Origin of the sequence: Mucilaginibacter sp. (genome assembly GCF_965225845.1) — a bacterium.
Taxonomy (GTDB): domain Bacteria; phylum Bacteroidota; class Bacteroidia; order Sphingobacteriales; family Sphingobacteriaceae; genus Mucilaginibacter.
In genome coordinates this window covers 14,318-38,273 of record NZ_CBDDBL010000001.1, presented here as the reverse complement: position 1 = coordinate 38,273, position 23,956 = coordinate 14,318, and the positions used below count along the sequence as shown (strand labels likewise).

Below are 23,956 nucleotides of genomic sequence, written 5' to 3'. Positions count from 1 at the left end.
CTAATCTGTCATTAAACCTAATGGATCCCTGACAGATTGCACTTATTTCAAACCTTCAACAAATTCTCTCATCGCCAGGCCCGGATCAGCTTGTTTCATAAAATTTTCACCAATTAAAAATCCATTAAATCCTGCTTTTTTCAACTCCTTAATTACCTCAGTATTGCTGATGGCACTTTCAGATACTTTTAAAAATTCGGATGGAATGTGCTCAGCTAATTTAAATGAAGTGTCTACCGAAACAGTAAAATCAGCCAGGTTACGATTATTCACACCAATGGCATCTACATTTGTATTGATGCTGCGTTCCAATTCTTCTAAATTGTGCACTTCCAGCAATACATTTAATCCCAGGCTTTTTGCAAGTGAACCTAAGTGCTGAATTTGTACAGGCGTCAATATCGCCGCGATCAATAAAATAATATCAGCGCCTAACGCTTTGGCTTCTATAATCTGGTATTCGTCTATCATAAAATCCTTACGCAATACCGGGATAGTGTTTGCTTGTCTCGCCCTGATCAGATCCGCCTTGCGGCCCATGAAGAACTGTTTGTCAGTCAATACCGACAGTGCAGATGCCCCAGCCTCTGCATAAGCATTGGTTACCGCGGCAACTTTTACTTTATCATTGATGATGCCTTTAGATGGTGATTTGCGCTTAAACTCTGCAATGATACCTGTACGAGCAGGATCCAACAAAAAGTCGCGGAATGAATAAGTCTCGCGGTCAAAATACTCCGACTCTTCAAGTTGGGTAAACGATGTTTTCTTTTTAGCCGATGCTACTTCCTTAAGCTTGTTGGCTACTATTTTATCTAATATGTTCATACGCCTATCCAGTTAGCCATCATTTCTTTTCCAAACTCTGTTAATATCGATTCCGGGTGGAATTGTACACCGCGTACATCGTATTCCTTGTGCCTTAACGCCATGACAGAATTATCTTCTTCATCAATCGCGGTAACGGTCAATATCTCAGGTACCGATTTTTCATCAACTACCCAGGAGTGGTATCTGCCAACTTTAAAACGCTCAGGCAAGCCAATAAAAAGCTGCTCCTTGTCATCAGTTACTTTTATTGGCGTGGCTATGCCATGCATCGGCTGTTTTAAATTATACAGTTCACCACCAAAAACTTCGGCTATAGCCTGTTGGCCTAAACAAACACCAAAAATACTTTTATTGGGTGAATACTTTCTGATCACATCCAGTAATAAGCCAGCTTCCGATGGTATCCCCGGTCCTGGTGACAGGATTATCTTATCAAACGCATCCACATCATCTATATCAAATTTGTCATTCCTCCAAACGTCACATTGCAACCCGATCTCATTAACTAAATGCACCAAATTGTAGGTGAAGGAATCGTAGTTATCTATTATTAATATATTTTTCATCTTATAATTCCTCCGCTAATTCTATTGCTTTTCTTAATGCAGCGATTTTGTTATCCACTTCTTTTAATTCACTTTCAGCAACTGATCCTGCTACAATTCCGGCACCTGCCTGGTAATGCAGGGTGTTGTTCTTGCTAAGGAAAGAGCGGATCATAATAGCATGGTTAAAGTCGCCATTAAAACCTAAGAAGCCTATGGCGCCGCTGTAAAAGCTGCGTTTTGTTTTCTCGTTTTCGTCGATGATCTCCATAGCGCGATACTTAGGCGCACCGCTCAATGTACCAGCCGGGAAGGTATCAGCAACGATTTTAAAAGAAGCTACACCCGGCAATAACTTACCGCTTACATGCGATACCAAATGAATTAGATGCGAATAATATTGAACTTCCTTAAATGCCTTAACTTCTACCTGCTCACAATGCCTGCTTAAGTCATTACGGGCAAGGTCTACAAGCATCACATGTTCGGCAGATTCCTTTGGATCCTCAATTAGTTTTTGCGCTAATTCGGCATCCTTGGTATCGTCGCCTGTACGTTTAAAAGTTCCGGCTATCGGGAATATGCTGGCAACGCGATTTTTAATAGTGATCTGTGCCTCCGGCGATGAACCGAAAATTCTAAAGTTACCATAATCAAAATAGAAGAGATACGGTGACGGATTAATGGAGCGCAATGCGCGATAAACATTAAACTCATCACCCAAAAACTTTTTTGAAAACGCCCTTGAAGGCACGATCTGGAAAACGTCGCCGCGATAAATATGCTGCTTCATCTTCTCTACAATATCCATAAAGCCCTGGTTAGTTAGGTTGGATTCTTCGGCTTCGCTGCTTTGGAAAGTATACTCAGGGAAGTTTTTGTTTTTGATCAGGTATTCAATCTTTTCGATACTGCCATTGGCCTCTGTTCCCTCAGGTTGATTGTAGGAGATATACAACTCATTTTTGAAGTGATCAATAGCAATAATATAGCGATATATGTTGTATTGCATCTCAGGTATTTTCTTGCTATCGTCGTCGGTGGTTTTTAGTTTGATAGTTTCAAAATGTTCAACCGCTTCATGGGTAAAATAGCCAAACAAGCCGTTGGAGATGATCTTTAACCCGGTATCGTTTGTTTCAAACGAATTGATGAAAGCATTTAGCTGACTGATCAACTCAAATTCGCCTGCTTTATAATGTTCTTCTGTGCCATCAGGGTATTTCTTTTTAAGCTCACCGTTATTCAATAATACGCCGCTGATCGGCTCGCAGCAAATATAGCTGGTGCTGTTTTCACGGCTGTGATAGTCAGAACTTTCCAGTAGTAATGAATTAGGGAATACATCCCGTAAGCGCAAGTAAATGCTTACAGGTGTGGTAGTATCGGCAAGTAACTTTTTATGTGTGGTAACTATTTTAAACTTTTTCATTTCTTATATAATGCCTTAAAAACAAAAAAACCCGGTGAAGTATCTTCGCCGGGTTCCAAATAGGTTTACAATTGGTTAATCTATATATCAAATAGTATCCGGCTGCCAATTTTGTTGGTGCCACCACAGGTTAGTTTGGTTGATTTTGATCATAGCGAGGGCAAATTTATAAAGAAAAATGAATTTGCAAACTTTTTCTCAATTTATTTTAATGGCTTACACCAAAAAATGGGCGCATGCTCTGTACAATAGCTAAAACAATGACTAACAAGGCCAAAATATAAAATATAGCTATGGCACGGTGTTTAGCTGCAGGGGCCACCATTTTCTTAGATCGGATGTGTCCAACAGTTATTAACGCGATTGCAAATATCATCATGGTGATATGCTCAACAGTCCAATAGCGGGTATCATGATCCTGCATAGCGGTTTTGCTGAACTGCACCAATGGACTAACAAAATATAAGCCTAAACCCAATAATAATTGGATATGTGCCGATATCATGGTAAATAAATTTATTTTTCGATCGGTGTCAGTATAAGGACGATTACCGAACCAGCCTGCCAAAGATTGCAGGATAGCAACCAGCAATAATACCATTACGATAAACCTGAAACCCGAATGTGCCTGTAGTAAAATTGAATATAAGTTCATGTTGTTAAATAATTATTCGAATATACATTTTATTGAATTTATAAGGTATTAATTAAATCACCACATTGTTAAAAAGAAAAAACCTGCTCCTTTAATGAGCAGGTTTCTATATTGTTCTAATCAGACCTAAAATCGTTTTAATCTAAAATAAACTAAACTTCAGCTAAATCTTCGCCGGTAACTTCTACCTTAATTTTATTTTCTAATTCTTCCATTAATTCAGGATTATCAAGCAATAATGTTTTAACTGCATCGCGGCCCTGGCCTAAACGGGTTTCGCCATAACTAAACCATGAACCTGCTTTTTTAATGATATTGTGTTCAACACCTAAGTCGATAATTTCACCAACTTTCGATATACCTTCGCCGAACATGATATCAAACTCAGCAATACGGAAAGGCGGAGCTACTTTATTTTTAACTATCTTAACTTTTACACGGTTACCTGATACTTCGTCAGTATCCTTAATTTGTGATATACGACGTACATCTAAACGTACCGAAGCATAAAACTTTAATGCGTTACCACCGGTAGTAGTTTCTGGGTTACCGAACATCACACCAATTTTTTCACGTAACTGGTTAATGAAAATACAACAGCATCCGGTTTTGCTGATGGTACCGGTCAACTTACGCAAGGCCTGCGACATTAACCTTGCTTGTAAACCCATTTTTGAGTCGCCCATTTCGCCTTCTATCTCACTTTTTGGAACCAAAGCAGCAACCGAGTCAATTACCAAAATATCAATAGCGCCAGAGCGGATCAGGTTATCGGCGATCTCTAAAGCTTGCTCACCGTTATCAGGCTGAGAGATCAACAGGTTTTCTACGTCAACGCCTAATTTCTTAGCATAAAAACGGTCGAATGCGTGCTCCGCATCGATAAATGCAGCAATGCCACCTTTTTTCTGCGATTCTGCAATAGCGTGAATAGCCAAAGTTGTTTTACCGGATGATTCCGGGCCGTATATTTCAACTACACGGCCTTTAGGCAATCCGCCAACACCCAAAGCAATGTCAAGCCCTAATGAGCCGGTTGATATTACTTCTGTAGCTTCAATGGCGGTATCACCCAATTTCATGATGGTACCTTTTCCGTATGATTTTTCCAGCTTATCTAAGGTTAGCTGTAATGCTTTTAATTTTTCTGCGTTTGCGTTCATTGTCTTTGTAATTCAAAACAAATATAAAATGAATTATTTGTAAATGCTAATTTATTTAGTAAAATGTTTTTATTTATTTTTTGTCAGTTTGAATGGAGCTAAGCATCTGTAAAGTAGTTTACGCTCCTACAGATGCTTCGTACCTCAGCATAACAAGGGTTTTTGTATACGAGTAAATGTAATTGATTATTCTAAACTGTTATTAACAATTCTCAAGACTAAAGTCCCTTTTTCCTAACAATCCCCGGTTTGCGGCTGCGTTTGTTTTCGGCATCGGCAACACCGTCGGCGCCGTAACGTCGTGCCATTTTGGAGATGCGTTCTTCGAGCGATTCTGTAGTGAATTTTTCACGGCCCAAACTGTCCACCATAATCGGGAACGCGAAAGGAGTGGGCCGTTCAATGGTTTTTAGCACGATGCTTTGTTTCTCGATACGCTGCAAAGCCATGCGCAAACGGAACTCCTCTAACTGAAAAGCCAAAGCCTCATTATAAGCTTGCCTAACCAATAAATTATCCGGTTCATACTCACTGAAAACCTCGAATAATAGCGATGTGGATGCTTGTAAATGCTTATTCTTAACCTGCTGACCGGGATAGCCGGTAAATACTAACCCTCCAATGTGAGCGATATCCCTAAAACGGCGGCGGGCCATTTCGTTCGCATTCAAGCTGTGTTGAATATCCTCCAATAAATTATCTATAGAAAAAAAGCTGGCATCTTCCAATACTTCTTCAATGGGCACGTCATCATCGGTGAGCAACTCAAACCCATAATCATTCATAGCGATAGAGAAACTCGCGCTGCGGAATTTACTAATACGATAAGCCAGCAGCGAGGCCATACCCTCATGTACCAACCTGCCCTCGAAAGGATAAAATAACAAATGATGCCCTTCGCGGGATTTAAAAGACTCGATCAAAAACTCATGGCTCTGGGGTAAATGTGATAATTTCTGTTGGAGTTTAAATAACGGCTTTAACGCAATAACCTCTTCATCTTTTTCAATGCCATGCGCCACCTCGTCTAATTTGTCGCGAAATACGGCTGCTAATTGTGATGATAAAGGCATCCTGCCGCCATTCCAGCTTGGGATAAGACCTTTGGTGGAATTTGATTTCCTGACATAAGCCGTCATTTCCTTAACGCGAACAAATTCTAAGCTTCTGCCGGCAAACCAAAATGTGTTGCCGGGTTTTAATTTAGCTATAAAACTTTCCTCAAGTGTGCCCAAACTACCGCCGCTCAGCCATTTTACTCTAATACTTAACTCACTGGTAATTGTACCAATACTTAACCGATGCCGCATAGCCACCCTGCGACTATTTACCTTATATAAACCATTCTCTACTTCTACCTTTAAAAATTCATCATATTGGGCGAGGGTTTTGCCACCGTTGGTGATAAAGTCCAATAACTGGTTAAATTCATTACGGGTCAGGTCGGCAAAAGCGAAAGTGGTTTTAACTTCCTTAAACAATTCATCAGCTCTGAAACCGTCTGATACCGCGAGCGTAACCATGTACTGGATCAACACATCCATGGTAAGCAACATCGGGTCGCGGCTTTCAAAAATTCCTTTCTTGATGGCTTCCTTTAACGCGGCACCCTCGAGTAATTCCAAAGAGTGCGTGGGAACAAAATAGGCTTTAGATACCGCTCCCGGATGGTGGCCGCTTCGTCCGGCACGTTGCATAAAACGGGCAACACCTTTAGGGCTGCCAACTTGCACAACCATATCTACCGGCCTAAAATCCACCCCCAAATCCAAGCTGGATGTACAAACCACAACCTTTAATGCTTCGGCATGTAATGCAGCCTCCACCCAGTTGCGCAGTTCATTGTCTAAAGATCCATGGTGCATCGCCATTACACCGGCGTACTCCGGGTAATTATCTAAAATGGCATGATACCAGATTTCTGATTGTGAGCGGGTATTGGTAAATATCAAGGTGGTTTTACTTTTCGCTACCAAATCCATAACCTGTGGTAGCAATTTTATGCCGATATGCCCCGCCCAGGAATAGGTTTCAATATTTTCCGGGATGATGGATTTTATTTCCAGCTTTTTCTCCAAATTAGCCCGAACCATCGTGATTCTGTCTGCCGGAAAATCATTGCCTAATAAAACCTCACCGGCTTGCTCCAGGTTCCCGATAGTAGCAGAGATACCCCAAATGCGGAGCGGGTGGCGAGGAACGGAGAACGAGACTTTTGCCGATTGATCAGCACTCCCACCCCGCTCTTCGCTCTCTATCACTGATCTTAATTTTGACAGCCCCAACTCCACTTGAACTCCTCTCTTAGTTCCCAATAATTCATGCCACTCATCAATCACCACTACCTGCAAGGCGCTGAATATTTTTGGATATTCTTTTTGGGCGAGCATGAGATGCAGGCTTTCGGGAGTGGTTAATAATACTTCTGGTAGTTTCTTTTTTAAGGCTGCCTTTTCCGCAGCAGAAGTATCGCCGGTACGGGTGGCTATTTTCCAGGGGATGCCTATTTCGTCACACACTTCCTGCATGGCTTTTCTGATGTCGTTAGTTAGTGCACGCAGTGGCGTTATCCAAAGCATTAGTAAACCATTGTTCTTATTTTTCGTATAGCTATCCGGATGCTTGTTGATGTAATCAGCCAAAAAAGGAAGGAACAGCGCGAATGTTTTACCGCTGCCTGTTGGCGCATTCAGCAAGCCGGAGAATCCGCTTAAATAAGCTGCTTCCATTTCGCGTTGAAAAGCGAACTGTTCCCAGTTTTTTTGTTCGTACCAATTGCGGATAACTTGCTGCCCTTCAGAAATCATATTGCAAATAACAAAAATGATTAGATTTGGTTATAGTATTAATTATTTAATAAAATGATGTTCAAGTACCTTATTATTCCGGCCATAATAACGCTGATGTGTGGCTGCGATTCCCTGTCATCCCACAAAAGTTTAGCCGATAGCTTACATGCAGCAGATACCGCCTTAAAAGTTATTCCCAAGGCAAAAATGATCATTCCGGGTAAAAGCATAGGTGATATTTACATTAATGAAGATGTGGATAGTGTTGTTGCTAAGTTGGGAAAACCCGACTCAAGCGATGCTGCAATGGGTGCATCTTGTTTGGTTTGGTTTGATAAGACTAGTAAGGTTGTACGCCAAACTGATGTATATGCTCATAAAAATATGGGCAATGCTGATGAAAAAATAAGTCACGTAAAAGTAATAAGAGAAACAGCCACGTCATTTAAAACGGCAGATTATGGCGGAGCAGGTTCTGCGATTAAAGATGTAATGAAACTGTATAGATTAGAAAAGCATAAGGCACCAGGCAATAAAAAGCTTTGGTTATACGATAATTATCAAATGGGCATAGGCTTCGAAGTAGATTCAACAGGAAAATGCCTTGCTGTATATGTACATGCCCCCGGTGATAGCTCGGCAACTTATTTGAATATTCACTAAAAAAAATTAAAAAGGCCCCCGCATTTGGAGGGCCTTTTTAATATGATGCCTATTTCTTTTCAGGCAATAAAGTCATTTTTATAAAGTTAGTACCGCTTAAATATTTGTTAGCGGCATCTTTGGTGCTTTGCACCGTTACCGTATTTAAATTAGTAACGTATTTTAATATGCGGTGCGGGTCGCTTTGGTTTTGGCTGCCGCTCGCAAGGTAGCCAGCCCAAAATACATTTTGCCTAACCTGTACCTCTGTTGAACGCAGGTCTTCAGAAGTGAATTTCTGGATGTCGGTTAGCTGGGCACCGCTCTGTTTAATTTTGTTAATCTCATCCAGTGTAGCGGCAACAAGTTTATCTACGTTTGCCGGTGCACAGGTAAAGAAGATGGTAAAGCTGTACCTGCTATTAGGTATTTTTACATAGCTGGCCCTGACTCCCGGCGAGTAAACACCGCTTTCCTCCTGGCGTAAACGATCAGTCAGCTTAATTTGTAATATAGCCTCAAGTGCGTCTAACTGCACGTTGTTCAATTCGTTATAGTTATAATCGCCGCTAAACACCATATCAACCGAGGCTTTGTCACCAATGCCTTTGTAAACGGTTTTGGTAATTACACCTGCAGGCGGATGGATATTCAGATTTTTATAAGTTTCCTTACCCTCATTACTTGATGGCAAACCGCCTAAATAAGTCTCCAGCAAAGGCGTAATAGTTGGAATATCAAAACTACCTACAAAGGTGAAAGTGAAGTTACTGGCATCCGCAAATCTATCTTTGTAAAAACTATAAGCTTTATCAAGGCTGGCAGCATTTAACGCCGCCATGGTGGTTACCATATTACGCGGATTATGGTTATTTAATATGGCTGTTACGGTATCACTGAACACTGTATTCGGATCGACCCCGCGGTTTGTGAGGAATGCTTTTCCCTGGCTGATGCTGGCTTGCCATATATCAGCATCTTTACGTGGTTGTGTAAAATACATATATAACAATTGCAATGCAGTTTCAAGATCTCTTGGCGATGAGTTTCCGGTTATTCCCTGCGCTATTTCGCTAATGTATGGAGCGATAGAAACATTTTTTCCCGCCAGCATTTTATCTAACTGTATTTGCGTAAAATCGCCAACACCACTGCTGCCTATGATATCCGCTGATAAATTAGCCGAGGTAAAGTCTTCATCACTGGCTAATGATGTACCGCCGAAGCTATAACCATTAATCAGTATCTGATCGTTTTTAAAATCAGTAGGTTTTAAAATGATTTTAACGCCATTACTTAAAGTTATTGTTTTTACTGAGATAGAATCATCTACCCGCTCTCTTACAACCACGCTGCCTCTCGGCCTTTTTTCCATTAAAGGCTTAGTACTTACATTATCAATATAAGGTGTTAAATTATTGGCGGCAGCATTCAGCCAGCTCAATACTGTTTGTTGATTAGGTAACCTGTCTTTCTCCTTATCCGGCGCTTCGATCACGATAACTCTGTTTTGATCACTGATAAACTTTCCGGCCATCGCATTAATTTCTTCGAGTGTGATCTTGCCGATATTGCTCAGGTAAAAGTTGTATTCAAAATCAATACCCGGTATGGCCTCTCCTTTTAAAAAGTTTTGCTCATATTCTTCAACGTAGCTGCTTGATGCGGTTTTATCCCGCTCTTTATAAGTATTTTGTAATTGCTCCAGCACATTTTGTTTAGCGCGTTCCAGCTCTGTTACTGTAAACCCGAATTTACGTGCGCGCTCAGTTTCCGAGGCTACGGCTTTAACTGCTACTTCCAGGTCTGTGTCTGATTTAGATACAGCTATAGTGGTAAAAGCATCCTGCCTGCCTAAAAATGTGCCGTAGGCGGCCTGCCCAAATAAAAATGGTGGTTTACGCCTTTGCGATAGTTCACCAATACGGGCATTAAGCATCTGGTTAAATAACTGAACCCTGACATTTTGTAAGTATTGCGGCCCTGTTTTTACAACAGTTTCCGGTTGCTTAACTATAATCTCTGCCAAAGTATAAGGGAATTCCTTATCAGTCGCTACAACCATCGTTGTACCGGGGCTAGCCGGATCGTTATAAATAGTGCGGGGCTTTTCAACCGGAGGATTTTTTAATGATGAAAAATTTTGTACTATTAATTGCTGTACACGTTTTGGATCAAAATCACCAACCGCGATCACTGCCTGCAGATCAGGGCGATACCAGTCATGGTAAAAAGCCTTAATAGCTTCAGCATTAACATTTTTTATAATTTCTTCCTTGCCAATTGGCAAGCGTGTAGCATACCTGGAATTATTGAATAATACAGGGTAAACTATTTTTTGTAACCTTTCCTGCGCGTTTTTACCCCGCAGGCGTGCTTCTTCTAATATAACACCGCGCTCGCGATCTAATTCAGCAGGGGCAAAACTTAAATAGCCAGCCCAGTTAGCTAAAATATTGAAGCCCTTTTCAAATACGCTTGCAGAATCTGTTGGTAATGGCAATTCGTAAACTGTTTCATCAAAAGTGGTACCTGCATTAAGGTCAGCGCCAAATTTTACACCCGATTTTTGTAAATAATCTACCAACTGATTTTTAGGAAAATCACGGGTGCCGTTAAATGCCATGTGCTCGGTAAAATGGGCAAGGCCTTGCTGTGCGTCTGTTTCTAATACTGAACCCACTTTATTAACCAGGTATAGCTGAGCCCTATTTTTAGGCTCGGCATTAGCACGGATGTAATAGGTTAAACCATTAGGCAATTTGCCGATGATCACGTTAGGGTCAGTCGGTAAAAGGTTGCCGGTAGATTGTGTGGTACTGGTTGTGCTTGCAGGTGTAGTATGAGCTGCGGTTTTTTTCTTTACCTGGGCGAATGCACAGGCCGTAGCCATGAGAAAAGCCAAAGCTGTTATAGAAAGGTTTTTGTTAAAATTCATTAGTTTATTTATAGGACTATTTGATATTGCGAAACGTATTTTCTTTTTACAAAGTATGTTGCTGAGTTATACTTTAATAATGATCTTAAATTTATATAATACCCATACCATCAAAAATATTAATAATGTAAAGGCCAATCCACCAGCCAGCGAAGCGTTAACCGGTGTAAAATAAGGTACAAAGGCATGCTGATAAATATAACTGTAAGCATCTGTTTTATGCGAGCCAATTTTCACTAAAGCGATCAATCCCGGTACTACATCAGATAAAATATAAGCCGTAATTGCATTTATACCAAAAGCCACAAAAAACATGGTGTATTTTTTATATCCCTGCACATCTATCAGCCAGTACAATGTCGCCAGTGTCATGGTAGCCAAGCCGCCGGTATACAATACAAACGAACTTGTCCATAATGCTTTGTTGATTGGGAAGAACAGGTCCCATATTAACGATGCTGTTACTGCTAAAAGACCGTAAACAAACATCCAGGTTACTTTAATGCTGTCATCACGGTCGCGGCGTTTTAGCCAGCTGCCAACCATCAACCCAAATAAACCTGTACCTATTGATGGTAGTACACCTAATAAACCTTCAGGGTCCCAGGTATGTGCCTCGTTCCACAGATGGTTGGTGGTAAATACGATGCGATCAATGTAGGCCCCCATATTTGTTTCCGGGTTTAGATTAGCATAACCAACTCCAGGCACGGGGATAAAGCACATAATAATCCAGTAGCCTACAAGTGCCAAAATAAAGGTCCATTTTATGGTTTTGGCTGATGTTTTTAAATAAAGGCAAGTACATACGAAATAAGTAAGTGCAATGCGTTGTAATACGCCCGGTATCCTAAGGGTAACAACCTGTGTGTGATAGAAGAACCACGACAATCCACATATTGCAAGAAGGGTAAGCACCCAAACAAATGTTTTTTGCGTAGTGTTTACATATAGCAATGCTCCCATTAATACAACAATGCCTATGCATTGTATGGTGCCAGGGAACGGATGATAAAACAATTGAACCATCCAAGACAGGAACATCAGCGTAACCATACGTCTGAATGCATGCAGAATAATCTGCCCATGATTCGCAATCTCCGCTTTTTTGCTTTCCATAGCATAAACTATGGATACGCCCACCATAAAAAGGAAGAACGGGAAAATAAGATCTGTTGGGGTACAGCCATCCCACTTGGAATGTTCCAAAGGTGAGTAGATGTGTCCCCAGTCACCAGGATCATTTACCAAAACCATGGCAGCCATTGATGCTCCGCGAAATACATCGAGCGAGAGCAGGCGGGGCTGTTTAACTTTTAATTCAGCGGTCATCACTAACAGGTTAAATTTTTAGAGCGATTAAATTTATAATTATTAATAAACTTATGTTGTGTTATGATGAAAAAAAAGCATTTTTTTAAAAGATAGCGCTTATTTAATTAATTTAGGCTTATGTCACCGTTCAACTCCAACCTGCAAAAGCTTTTTATCATTGCCCAAAAGGATGAGAAAACAGGGATTGGTTTGATGTCAGGCACTTCGCTTGATGGCTTGGACATTGCCTTATGCAGGTTCAGTGGCAATGGCCTGGCAACTAAATTTAAACTGCTGGATTTTATTACAATACATTATCCCGGAGATTTTAAAACGGCTATTAAACAAGTTTTCGCCCAACGCCATGCCGATCTGGAGCAGGTTTGCCTGTTGAATGAATACATCGGAACCTATCATGCTGGATTGGTTTTACAGGCGCTTGCAGAGTGGAATATTAAAGCAGCTGAGGTCGACTTTATCGCCAGTCACGGACAAACCATTTACCATGCGCCAAAGCGATTACATGGCAGAGCTGATTATTCAAACGGCACACTGCAAATTGGCGATGGCGACCATATCGCCGTAAAAACCGGGATATTAACGATCAGCGATTTTCGCCAAAAACATATTGCAGCCCATGGCGAGGGCGCACCTTTAGCTTTATATGGCGATGTAATTTTAGGCAGCAAACCCGGTGAAAACAGGCTGCTATTAAATATTGGTGGTATTGCTAATCTTACTTATTTGCCTGCGGATGGCGATTATAAGAATATATTGTGTACAGATGTTGGCCCTGGTAATACGTTGATAGATGCGGCTTGCCGGGAATATTTTGGTAAACCTTATGATGAGGATTCACGGATCGCATACTCAGGAAAAGTTAACGAGGTTTTATTAAGTGAATTATTAAATCATCCTTTTTTTAAGGAAGATGCACCTAAAACAACCGGCCCGGAATTATTTAACCTGGAAATGGTTAAATATGCAAAACAGAGATCGGGTACAGTAAATATTTCTCCCGAAGATCTGATATCGACCTTAAGCGCATTTACTGCAATGGCTATTAGCGATTTTATTGTTCAGCATTTTGAGGTCATTGGCCTTCGGGTGTTTGTAAGTGGCGGCGGTGCCAGAAATCCTTTTATTGTAAATAAACTTAAAGAAACATTACCCAACGCAGCTATAAATAACACCGGTGCTTTAGGAATTGACCCGGATGCTAAGGAGGCAATTTTATTTGCTTTATTAGGCAATGAGGCTTTGTGCGGTGAACCGATGAGTATCGGTGATAATCCCGCTATTTTGATGGGAAAATTCAGCTTTCCAGAATAGGTCATATTTGTGATACCTAATACTTATAAAATCGATTTACGTTATATATTTGTGGTTAACTGATACACGACTCCGCTCAAAATGAAAAAAACGCTGACCGTACTTTTCGCCTGCGCTGCTTTGATGGCTAATGCGCAAAAAAAATCTGATAACAACTTAGTACAATACGTAAAACCGATCATCGGTACCGAGCGTATGGGCCACACTTTTCCAGGTGCAACGGTGCCATTTGGCATGGTCCAACTTAGTCCAGAAACAGACACCCCAAGCTATGATCTAAACGGACATTACAATCCCGATGTATATAAATATTGCGCGGGTTATCAGTATGAGGATAAAACCATCGTAGGTTTTAGTCACACCCACTTTAGCGGTACAGGGCACTCCGATCTGGGTGATTTTTTAGTAATGCCAACTGTTGGTGAATTAAAACTTAATCCCGGCATGGCAGATAAACCTGGCAGCGGCTATCGCTCGGGCTACTCGCATGAAAATGAAGTAAGCGAAGCCAATTACTATAAAGTAAAACTGGATGCCAGCGGTATTATTGCCGAAATGACCACCAGTGCAAGGGTTGGTTTTCATCAATATACTTTTCCGAAATCGGATAACGCGCATATTATTCTCGACCTAATGGCGGGTATTTATAATTATCCTGATAAAAACGTGTGGACTTACGTCCGAATGATCAATGATAGTACCATCGTTGGTTATCGCCAAACTAATGGCTGGGCACGTACGCGTACGCTTTATTTCGCCATGACGTTTAATAAGCCATTTATCCAGATGGGTTATAAGAATTTTTCAAAGCATGAAGTTTATGGAGGGTTTTGGGGCAAGTTTAATCACGTAAAAAACTTCCCGGAAACTGCTGCCATGCAACTTAAACTATGGTTCGACTTTAAGACCGAAGAAGGCGAAAAGATCAAAATAAAAATGGCATTATCGCCGGTAAGTATGGACGGCGCACTAAATAATATGCAGGCTGAAGTACCGGGCTGGGATTTTGACAAAGTAAAAAATGATGGGCAGGCATTATGGGAAAAAGAACTGCATAAAATTGTGATCGAGGGCAGCCATGATGATAAGGTGAATTTCTACACTTCGATGTACCATGCCATGATCAACCCAACTATTTATATGGATGAGGACGGGCAATACAAGGGGCTTGACCAAAACATACATAAAGCGGATGGTTTTACTAATTATACCACTTTCAGTTTATGGGATACCCACCGCGCGTTGCACCCGCTATTTAATATTATCGAGCCGGACCGCAATGCCGATATGGTAAAATCTATGTTAGCTCATTATGATCAAAGCCCTGAGCATATGCTGCCGGTTTGGAGCAATTCGGCAAATGAGAACTGGTGTATGAGCGGTTTTCACAGTGTATCGGTAATTGCTGATGCAGTTGTGAAAGGAAACGCGCCATTCGATGCCAATAAAGCGCTCGATGCTTGTATAGCCACGGCAACGCATCGTGATTATGAAAGCGATGGTTTGTTTATGGATATGGGTTATATCCCGGATGAAAAGGATGATAATTCTGTATCGTCAACATTGGAGTATGCTTATGATGATTGGTGCATTGCCCAGATGGCCAAAAAATTGAACAGAATGGACGTGTATGATCGTTTTATCAAATATTCTCAAAACTGGAAAAATGTATTTGACCCGGCATCAGGCTTTATGCATCCTAAAGAAGCAAATGGTACCTGGAGAAAAACAAAGTTCGATCCGTTCACTACCATCGGGATGGGTTTTATTGAGGGCAATGCCTGGAACTATACTTTATATGTACCGCAAGATCCCGCAGGATTAATAAAAGCCATGGGGGGCGATAAGCGCTTTATTATTTATGAAGACAGCTTGTTTAGCTATAACCTACCCGACAAATATTTTGCGGAAACGGAAGATATTACCAAAGATGGTATCATCGGTAACTACGTGCATGGTAACGAACCATCTCACCATGATGCTTATTTGTATGACTGGACAAACGAGCCATGGAAAACGCAGGATAAAATACGCATGATATTGCCTAAAATGTACAAACCAACCCCGGATGGTTTAGGTGGTAACGATGATACCGGCCAAATGAGTGCCTGGTATATTTTCAGCGCGATGGGCTTTTACCCGGTTGCCCCTGGATCAGATCAATATGCTATCGGCAGTCCGGCTGTCGATCATGCGGTTATCAATTTAGAAGATGGCAAAACATTCACCATCAATGTTAAAAATCAAAGCCCGAAGAATGTTTATATCCAAAAAATACTGTTAAACGGCAAGCCGCTTAACGGTTATTTTATTAGCCATGCTGATATTATGAATGGCGGCGAGATCACTTTCTTTATGGGAAGCAAGCATATTTAAGTCCAAAACAAAAAGCCGGTTAAATGCCGGCTTTTTGTTGGAACTGAATTTGGCGTGATACAAGATTATGCTGAAGGTAATTATAATTCCAACAATCTATCCATATTAATCAACATCGTTAGTAGTCAGCGTGATCATTTAATGATAGGAGGGGTTATTTTACTAGTTAAATTCTTGAATCAACATTATGTCAGGCTAATAGTATAAAGTTGCAGCTTTTATGTGTTATTATTTAGATTTTAGAAAGCAATAAGTTTTTAGGATTAAGACTGCAACAGTTGTTACGGATATTAAATAATCATGGGTTCCCCATTTTTGTGGTAACTTTTTCTCCTATACTATTGGCATATGAAAGAAGTTTGAAGTGTGTTTGTACTTCCAATGCTTGATACACCCAAAGTAATAAATGACCTAGCAGTTATACTATAACTTTGACAGGTTATTGATCCAGTAATGCCTGCCGCTATAGTAAAGCTGACACTTGTTGCAGATGTCATTGCTGGTGCTGTACCTACACGAAGCGTTAATGTTAATATACCAGTTCCTGTCCAGTAAACATAAATTGCGGTTATTTTATAAGCTACAGTCACATAAGTATCCAGTATGCCGGCGTCTGCCGTCCGGAATAATACTGTAATTGTTAATTAAGTTTAAGATTTCTATTGTATGAATCTAAACTACTTTACCCATAAACGGATCGCTGAAACTTGGTTTGCCATTTTCAACCCTGCCTGCATATCTTTTTTCAAATGCATCATGGCCGCCAATTTTTACACTGAAATCGTACCAGTTAAAGTTTTTAGTTAAATCAAGTACTATTTTTGTTTCGCTTGATGTAGGGATAGATTTGAGGATATTTTCGCTTTTATATGCATTATCATGTATTTCAATATGCTGCGGTTTTCCTGTTTTATTAACCAATGTTACAAGTACATTACCGGTTAATTTATTACTGGTAAGTTCATGCTGATACTCAAAATGAACTTTCACTGCCGGATCATTGGCGTCTCCTTTAAACTCCCGGTAAAAACCATTCGGGCCGTAAACCCTCAAATGATAATGCTCATCGGCAAACTCATTAAGCGGCCATGTATCAGCAATGGTATCGCCAGCTGTTAAGCCATAGGCCCATGTACGTACACTATCAAATGTTGGCTTATCCATATTTGCCTGTAAGTATTTGCCTGGCGCATACACGTTAAAGGGTGCTCCAACGGATTGATTGCCGAATACTTTATTACCTGCTTTAAAATTTATTCCGAATGATTTTTTATCCGCACTTAATTCACCATCGGCATATAACTCATAAGGCAATGCACATGATGGCTTTATGCCCTTTTCCTGTTGTGGCATAAGTTGAGAAGATGCCGGGTTATGGTTAATTTGAGTGATCTCTTCTGTAGAAAGTAATTTATAATCCGACGGTAGTTTTTTAAATTTGGCGTTAGTAATATTCTCAACAAATGCGTCTTTTTTTACAAACTCAGGATTTTCAATTTCGCCCCCGTTGTATGGCCTGAAAATCGAGCTCAGGTTACCGCAAACAGTTCTTCTCCAATCACTGATGTTTGGCTCAATAACTTTTTTACCTGTTTTTTTGCTCAGGAAATCTTCCAGGAACTGTAGGGTTGAGGTGTGGTCAAAAACTTCGGAGTTTACCCAGCCGCCCTTGCTCCATGGCGAAGCAATTACCATAGGCACGCGGAAGCCTAAGCCGATAGAACTTTCGCGGTCATATTTTTCAGGGAAATCTTTTCTTTCGTTTTCCTGATCAACTGTTACAAACTCTACGCGGGTATCAATGCCTTTAGATACCAAACCTGTACCTGTTTTGTGCGAGTGTGGTGCTATGAATGGTGGCACGTGATCAAAGTAACCATCGTTTTCATCATAAGTAAGAATGAATATGGTCTTTTTCCAAACTTCAGGATTTTTGGTAAGGATGTCCATTACTTCGGATACATACCACGCGCCGTACCACGCCGAAGCCGGATGATCGCTAAAATTCTCCGGGGCTGTTACCCATGATACAGTTGGTAGTTTGCCATTATTTACATCATCCCTAAATTGATACAAGACATCGCCCTTTGGTATTTGTACCTCGCGCTCTGTTCCGTTATCATCATATTTTAAGGCGATCAAACTATGATAATCAGGATCATTTTTATTGGTATCGAATGCTTTCAGGTGGATGCTTTTTGCACGTTCAGAGAGGTTTGCAAAATCCTCTGGCTTAGCGTTTGCTTTTTCTTTTTTGAAGCCATCGAGGTATTGTTTCATTTCTTTCAACTTGATCTTATAATGATCTATGTGCGCATCATTTGCAGGCAGGGCATCAATCTTTTTTTGCAAATCATCAATCATTACCGGCAATTGAATCAGTCGTTTGTCTAATGCTTCAATATGTTTCTGATGCAGGCGGATATTGTATTGCTCAAAAAATTCCAGCGGGTTATCCTGGAAATTTGATAACCATGGGTCTTGCTCGCCCTCAAAGCCTACGTCGATACTCATTTCATTCTGATAGCATTTCCATGATATTCCGTGGTCTTCCAGGCGTTCAGGAAAAGTGGTCCACTTTAAAGTACCATAGTCCATATCGTCATTCCACACGTTTGCCCTTGAGTTTTCATTTTGTTCTTCTCTAATAGTTCCGGTCCAGTAAAATAATCGGTTGGGATTGGTGCCTGTTAAAGCCGAGCAAAAGTTTTGATCACATACGGTAAATGCATCAGCCAATGAATAGTAGAAAGGAAGATCTGCCCGGTTATGATAACCTAATGTTAAAGGCATGTGGCTATATTCTTGAATACTGTTCTTTTTTTGGATCAGCCACTGGTCAAATTTTCCATCGTTCCGCGAATTTACTTGGTTAGCCCATGAATGCGGTAAAGAGCTCATCCATGTAGCTTTTGTATTGTTAATATCCAAATGAAAAGGTGCGTATGTCTCGCCCTTTTCGTTGGATTGCAACCAAACTTTGTTGCCATTTGGCAAGTCAATAGCCCGCGGGTCATTATACCCTCTCACACCTTTTAAAGTGCCATAGCAGTGGTCAAAAGAGCGGTTCTCCTGCATCAGGATTACAATATGTTCTGCGTCTAAATAAGTGCTGCCTTCAGGCGCATTTATTGCTAACGCTTTTTGTATTGAGGCCGGCAACATACCAGCTGCACTTGCAGCTCCGGTTAATAATGCTGCTTTTTTCAGGAAATCTCTTCTGCTATCCATTGCTAAAGTTTTAAAATGGGGATTTAATAAGATTCAATATTCTCTACTATCGGGAGCCAATAAATTGTTCGCACAAACCAAACGACAGGGTCATACCGTTACCGCCTACGCCATTGATCACTGTTACTCCCGGTTCAATTTCTTTAATCAATTCAGTTTCTCCGTTCATCATTTTTGGGTATATGCCATGCCATGATTGCAGCAATGTCCAGTCCTTAAAATTAGCGAAGGTGTGTAAGTAGTCTGTTATCATGGTATTAATAAATTGCTTATCAAAAGGGTCGTGCACCAAACCATATTCATGCGAATCGCCAATAGTAAGCTCACCGCTGCCATTTTGCGAAACCATTACGTGGATACCCCATTTTAAATAAATTGCATATTGTTCTTCATAGCGTTTGCGTAAAGCCGGTAGCGATGCCGCCGCCTGGAAGCCCGGGTAATGGATCATGGATAAACCACCGCATAGCGACGGACCAATACGCCATTCATCGGGTTGGGTTACTAAGCGCATCATTTGCAGTTTGCATTTAGATATATCCAGGCTCAAAAATAATTCGGGGTAAAGTGTTTCGAAATCAGCGCCGCTGCAAACAAAAATTTCATCTGCTTCCCATGATCTGTTGCCTGAAAAAACTATAGGGTGGTTGATATTACTTATGGCTGTATTCCAATGAAAGTTTACATCATATTTTGCAGCCAGGTATTTGGCTACCTGCCCTACTGCAACTCTTGATTCGATGATCATTTCCTCGCCGCTCCATAAGGCTCCTTTTAAACCATCCGGATTTATTGCAGGCGATTTAAGCATGGCCTCTTGCGGGCTAAGTGAACAACAATCCCTGTGTGAGTGATTCACCTCAACATATTCGTTTATAACCTGCAACTCATCATCATGATAGGCAAGGTGTAAAGAGCCAACCTCGTTATGCCATATTTCGGCTTCGGTGCAAATTTCTTTCCATATGCTGCGCGATAACATCGCCCTGTCAAACAAAGGGCCTGTTGCCTGCCCAATTGGCCAAACCATACCAAAATTGCGGATAGATGCGCCTACAGCTTGCTCATTGCGCTCAAAAACGGTTATGCTGTAACCACGTATAGCCAAGGCCCGTGCTGTAGCCAAACCCACAATTCCAGCACCAATAATTATTGCCGATTTTTGTTTCATACTATTGAAATGTCAACGTTTTTATAGTCTTGTTTTTGTTTACGGGCGATGTGTAAAAAGTAAAGTAATGATAATACCGCACACAACCCACCAACAACAGCCACAGACATTACACCTTCTTGAAAAAAAGTTCCCCAGCTTATATTAGGGCGGCCAAGTTCTTTTATTAATAAAATGCTTACACTACCTAAGTATCCCATCGAATCAGCAACGTAAATTAAAAAGCCAACATTGCCTTTGTAGTGGTATGATGCGAGTAGGCGTTCAAAAAATACAGCATTATAAGGTACATAGCCAAAGTATAAGCCTAAGCCCGCAAGTGTCATCCACATCATTGGGTCAATTAGTTTCAGGCTGAATAATACTGTGCCGACACCAATAAGTATACAACCACCAATTATCATAAAATGTATAATGCTGAAAGCCTTAAGATTTTGTTTTACCAGGATGAGCAAACTCATGGCAACTAAAACCACTACGGATATTATTGAATCGATCTGCGTGAATATGGCGTTGTTTTTAACACCAAGGCTAGTCCATATTTCCACTTCAAAGTTATCCCTTACATCCCGCATAATGGTTAGCAGGACATAAATAATTAATGTTAAGATTATTCCCGGTAAAAAGCGGATCAGGAAATCTTTTCGCTCTGCAGCATCCATTGGCATACGCTTAGTTCTTAATTTCACGTCTTCGGCACTAGGAGGAGGCATTAGTTCAAGACAAAAAACAAATAGCAGTAATGGCAGCACAAACAATGCCCCGGTTATAAATGGCATCTGAAATTCGTTTATACGAAATGAACTCATCAATGTACGCGCTATCGTTTTTACAAATCCCGAAGCAAAGATGAGACTGATAGATAAAACAGCGGCCATAAACTCAGTTGATTTTCGACCTTCCAGGTAACCAAAAACAAGCCCCCAGATCAGCCCGAGCGGAAACCCATTTATAAAAAGGAATATGATATTGTATGGTGCCGGCACTATCGCGAAGCATAATAATGCCCCCCAGGCGATACCAATTAACATCAATATACTTTTTGCCCGCTGCCCCGGTTTTAATTCCGAAATAAATTTTATACCGTAAAACTTACTTAACGTATAGCCGATAATTTGTGCTATTACCAGCCAAACTTTATAGTCGATATGAAAATATTGCTGACCGGGGAATGTGCCTGCAGCGTATGCTTTACGAAAAGCATACATACACGTATAAGCACCGAATGATGACAAAGCAGCAAATACCGATACTAGTCCGTAAGGCCATTTTGCAACCAGTGCACGCAGCTTTTCCATCATTGACCGATATTATTCGTTAATAATTGTTAGCACATCGGCTATATCATCAATAATATGGGTAGGGTTGTAAGGCTCAAGTGCTTCGCGTGTAAAACTACCTGTTGTTACCCCGATAACATATTTGCAACCTGCATTTTGGCCTTCATGTATGTCAACTTCTGTATCACCAACTTTAGCAACTTCATTGCTGTCAGTAATATCGAACGCACTCATCATTTTTTGTATCATGTATGGATGTGGTCGACCCTGTTCTACTTCATCTGATGCAATCACATAATCTACTAATCCTTTTTCCTGCCATTGCAGGCGGTTAATAATCGTATCTGCAATAGCACGGGTAAAGCCTGTGTTAAGGCCAACCTTTACTCCTTGTTCATGTAAGTTTTTAAAAGTTTCTTCAGTATGGGGGAAAACTTGTATTTCGGCAGAATCGCTGTAAAACGATATCATGTGTTTAACAAAATCATCGTGGATCTTATTAATCAACTTGTCGGTTATGGCGCTTTGATCAGGTGAATTTTTCAGTAAAACTCTAATAGCCTCTATTTTTTTATAACCCATTACAAGGGCTACTTCATCTATTGGCACTTCGTAGCCATGGCTTTTTAACGTTTCTCTAAAAGCGTTCATAACGCCGATCTCATCCTGAATAGTGGTGCCGGCTATATCAAAAACAACCAATTTTATTGACATAAAAAATTTAATAATTGTTCAGCAATACTAAACTTTGTTTATTAAGAATAAACTAAATTAGTATTAATAAACTATTAACAATTGGTCAATATCTAATTATTCTGAAGCTGTTTAATTACTTTTTTTCTTCGAAAAAATAGATTACTAAAACTGATGCGGTTTGTAAGCCTAAGTTTTTAGGGGTGTGCGGAAGCCTTCCATCAAATAACATAGAATCGCCTTTTGATAAGTTGATTATCTGGTCATCAAAGTGGTAAGCAATTTCGCCGGATATCACATATTTGTATTCAAATGCTTCGGTTTCAACCATAGGCCTGTTAGCATCAGGCTCAAGTTCAAGTATTACAATATCAACGGTTGACTGGGAAATAAACTGCGTAAATATCCGCTGGTAATGAAAGCCTATAGCATGTTCTTTTTCAAAATGCTCGTATTCGTTTTGTTTCTTTACCAATATAACTGGTTGGTTGCTTTTGGTGTGTATATCCTTAAAAAATATATTCAGATCAATATCAAGCGCCTTTATAATATCAATCAATACCATAAGTGATGGTACTGTACGGCTATTTTCAATTTGCGATATAAGCCCTTTGCTTACATTTGCACGTGCAGCAAGCTCCTGTACTGTAATGTTTCTTTCGCGGCGTTTATCCTTTATGTGATTGCTTATTTGTAATATAATATCTTCTTCCATTGCTGTTTTTAATACCGCAAATTAATTATTCCCTTGAGTTTTGCCAATTGAAACTTGTTAATTTTAGTTAAATGGCGAATGGAAAATTAAACTTTGTTTAGTATTTGTATAAAAAATTATCCTAATTTAACAATTATATAATTTAAGGTGAGTTCTTTTGGTTAAATGAAAGCAAAAGAAACAAGCATATTGCAAAACGTAAATAAGGTGTTTTCATTATATGAAAGATTTGGAGATGAAGACTATATAGGCGAACCTGTTTCACAACTCGAGCATATGTCTCAGGCAGCGGCGCTTGCACAAGCCGAAGGATATGATGATGAAGTTATACTCGCTGCTTTTTTTCATGACATTGGCCATTTGTGCGCCGAAGATGGCGAAGTTGAAAGTATGGGCGGCATGGGCAATGTTGATCATGAACAACTTGGCGCAGATTATTTATTGAGCATGGGATTTTCTGAACGCTTGGCGCAACTGGTAAAAAGCCATGTTGTAGCTAAGCGTTATTTAACTTATAAATATCCTGAATATTATAACAAACTATCAGATGCCAGTAAATCCACTTTGGAATTTCAAGGAGGCGTAATGAATTCAGATGAGGCATCTGCATTTGAAAAAGATCCGGATGCTGAGCTAATTATTAAATTACGCCTCTGGGATGATGCCGCAAAAGAAATACAAATACCTGTAGATAATATTCCTTATTTAAAATCCTTAGCCATCAATCACTTAAATATTAAAAATGCATGATTTTTCTTAATAAGATTAATTTATTGTAAGTGGTTTGTAATTAATCTGTTATTTTATTCAATTCAGCTTAACATCTTCTAAACAAAATATTGACGATAG

17 protein-coding genes are annotated in these 23,956 nt (G+C 40.2%); 4 read left to right on the top strand and 13 right to left on the bottom strand.

What is annotated here, in order from left to right; translation table 11 throughout:
• Window positions 1–42 precede the first annotated feature (42 nt).
• The 6 genes from trpC to ACYZ0U_RS00130 all read right to left on the bottom strand — a co-directional run bounded on the left by trpC (window position 43) and on the right by ACYZ0U_RS00130 (window position 7,433).
• Window positions 43–828, bottom strand: coding sequence for an indole-3-glycerol phosphate synthase TrpC (gene trpC, locus ACYZ0U_RS00155; RefSeq protein WP_461448567.1), 786 nt, complete (start codon window positions 826–828; stop codon window positions 43–45).
• A complete protein-coding gene (locus ACYZ0U_RS00150; RefSeq protein WP_461448565.1) occupies window positions 825–1,397 on the bottom strand; it encodes an anthranilate synthase component II in 573 nt (190 codons plus the stop codon). The genes trpC and ACYZ0U_RS00150 overlap by 4 nt, the downstream gene beginning before the upstream one ends.
• 1 nt (window position 1,398) lies before the next feature.
• Window positions 1,399–2,808, bottom strand: a complete 1,410-nt coding sequence (locus ACYZ0U_RS00145; protein ID WP_461448563.1) for an anthranilate synthase component I family protein — start codon at window positions 2,806–2,808, stop codon at window positions 1,399–1,401.
• A gap of 208 nt (window positions 2,809–3,016) precedes the next feature.
• The gene (locus tag ACYZ0U_RS00140; protein ID WP_461448561.1) at window positions 3,017–3,463 is read right to left on the bottom strand and encodes a cytochrome B; all 447 of its coding nucleotides are present in this window, start codon (window positions 3,461–3,463) and stop codon (window positions 3,017–3,019) included.
• Between the two features lie 152 nt (window positions 3,464–3,615).
• Window positions 3,616–4,626, bottom strand: a complete 1,011-nt coding sequence (gene recA / locus ACYZ0U_RS00135) for a recombinase RecA (RefSeq protein WP_461448559.1) — start codon at window positions 4,624–4,626, stop codon at window positions 3,616–3,618.
• Window positions 4,627–4,844: 218 nt separating this feature from the next.
• Window positions 4,845–7,433 carry a ligase-associated DNA damage response DEXH box helicase gene (locus ACYZ0U_RS00130; RefSeq protein ID WP_461448557.1) on the bottom strand — a complete coding sequence of 863 codons (2,589 nt, stop codon included), beginning with the start codon at window positions 7,431–7,433 and terminating at the stop codon, window positions 4,845–4,847.
• 54 nt (window positions 7,434–7,487) lie between these two features.
• Here ACYZ0U_RS00130 and ACYZ0U_RS00125 point away from each other — a divergent pair, with 54 nt between their 5' ends.
• Complete coding sequence (locus ACYZ0U_RS00125; protein WP_461448555.1) at window positions 7,488–8,078, top strand: hypothetical protein; 591 nt, start codon at window positions 7,488–7,490, stop codon at window positions 8,076–8,078.
• 49 nt (window positions 8,079–8,127) lie between these two features.
• Here ACYZ0U_RS00125 and ACYZ0U_RS00120 read toward each other — a convergent pair whose 3' ends face one another.
• Both ACYZ0U_RS00120 and ACYZ0U_RS00115 read right to left on the bottom strand, forming a co-directional pair.
• A complete protein-coding gene (locus tag ACYZ0U_RS00120) occupies window positions 8,128–10,995 on the bottom strand; it encodes a M16 family metallopeptidase (RefSeq protein ID WP_461448553.1) in 2,868 nt (955 codons plus the stop codon).
• A gap of 66 nt (window positions 10,996–11,061) precedes the next feature.
• Window positions 11,062–12,327: an acyltransferase family protein gene (locus tag ACYZ0U_RS00115; protein WP_461448551.1), complete on the bottom strand. Its 1,266-nt coding sequence runs from the start codon at window positions 12,325–12,327 to the stop codon at window positions 11,062–11,064.
• 120 nt (window positions 12,328–12,447) lie between these two features.
• On the opposite strand from ACYZ0U_RS00115, the gene ACYZ0U_RS00110 reads away from it, so the two are divergent.
• Both ACYZ0U_RS00110 and ACYZ0U_RS00105 read left to right on the top strand, forming a co-directional pair.
• Entirely contained in the window at window positions 12,448–13,641 is a 1,194-nt protein-coding gene (locus tag ACYZ0U_RS00110; protein ID WP_461448549.1) for an anhydro-N-acetylmuramic acid kinase, read from the top strand.
• A gap of 81 nt (window positions 13,642–13,722) precedes the next feature.
• Window positions 13,723–16,017, top strand: a complete 2,295-nt coding sequence (locus ACYZ0U_RS00105) for a GH92 family glycosyl hydrolase (protein ID WP_461448547.1) — start codon at window positions 13,723–13,725, stop codon at window positions 16,015–16,017.
• 672 nt (window positions 16,018–16,689) lie between these two features.
• On the opposite strand, the gene ACYZ0U_RS00100 is transcribed toward ACYZ0U_RS00105, so the two are convergent.
• From ACYZ0U_RS00100 to ACYZ0U_RS00080, 5 genes are all read right to left on the bottom strand, one after another.
• Complete coding sequence (locus ACYZ0U_RS00100; protein WP_461448545.1) at window positions 16,690–19,248, bottom strand: phosphocholine-specific phospholipase C; 2,559 nt, start codon at window positions 19,246–19,248, stop codon at window positions 16,690–16,692.
• A 46-nt stretch (window positions 19,249–19,294) separates the two neighbouring features.
• Window positions 19,295–20,419: a TIGR03364 family FAD-dependent oxidoreductase gene (locus tag ACYZ0U_RS00095; RefSeq protein ID WP_461448543.1), complete on the bottom strand. Its 1,125-nt coding sequence runs from the start codon at window positions 20,417–20,419 to the stop codon at window positions 19,295–19,297.
• Window positions 20,416–21,720 carry a DUF5690 family protein gene (locus ACYZ0U_RS00090; protein ID WP_461448541.1) on the bottom strand — a complete coding sequence of 435 codons (1,305 nt, stop codon included), beginning with the start codon at window positions 21,718–21,720 and terminating at the stop codon, window positions 20,416–20,418. The genes ACYZ0U_RS00095 and ACYZ0U_RS00090 overlap by 4 nt, the downstream gene beginning before the upstream one ends.
• A gap of 9 nt (window positions 21,721–21,729) precedes the next feature.
• The gene (locus ACYZ0U_RS00085; RefSeq protein WP_461448539.1) at window positions 21,730–22,413 is read right to left on the bottom strand and encodes an HAD hydrolase-like protein; all 684 of its coding nucleotides are present in this window, start codon (window positions 22,411–22,413) and stop codon (window positions 21,730–21,732) included.
• A gap of 115 nt (window positions 22,414–22,528) precedes the next feature.
• A complete protein-coding gene (locus ACYZ0U_RS00080) occupies window positions 22,529–23,107 on the bottom strand; it encodes a helix-turn-helix domain-containing protein (protein WP_461448537.1) in 579 nt (192 codons plus the stop codon).
• Between the two features lie 165 nt (window positions 23,108–23,272).
• Between ACYZ0U_RS00080 and ACYZ0U_RS00075 the strand changes: the two genes are divergently transcribed.
• Window positions 23,273–23,857 carry a phosphonate degradation HD-domain oxygenase gene (locus ACYZ0U_RS00075; RefSeq protein WP_461448535.1) on the top strand — a complete coding sequence of 195 codons (585 nt, stop codon included), beginning with the start codon at window positions 23,273–23,275 and terminating at the stop codon, window positions 23,855–23,857.
• The last annotated feature ends 99 nt before the right edge of the window (window positions 23,858–23,956 follow it).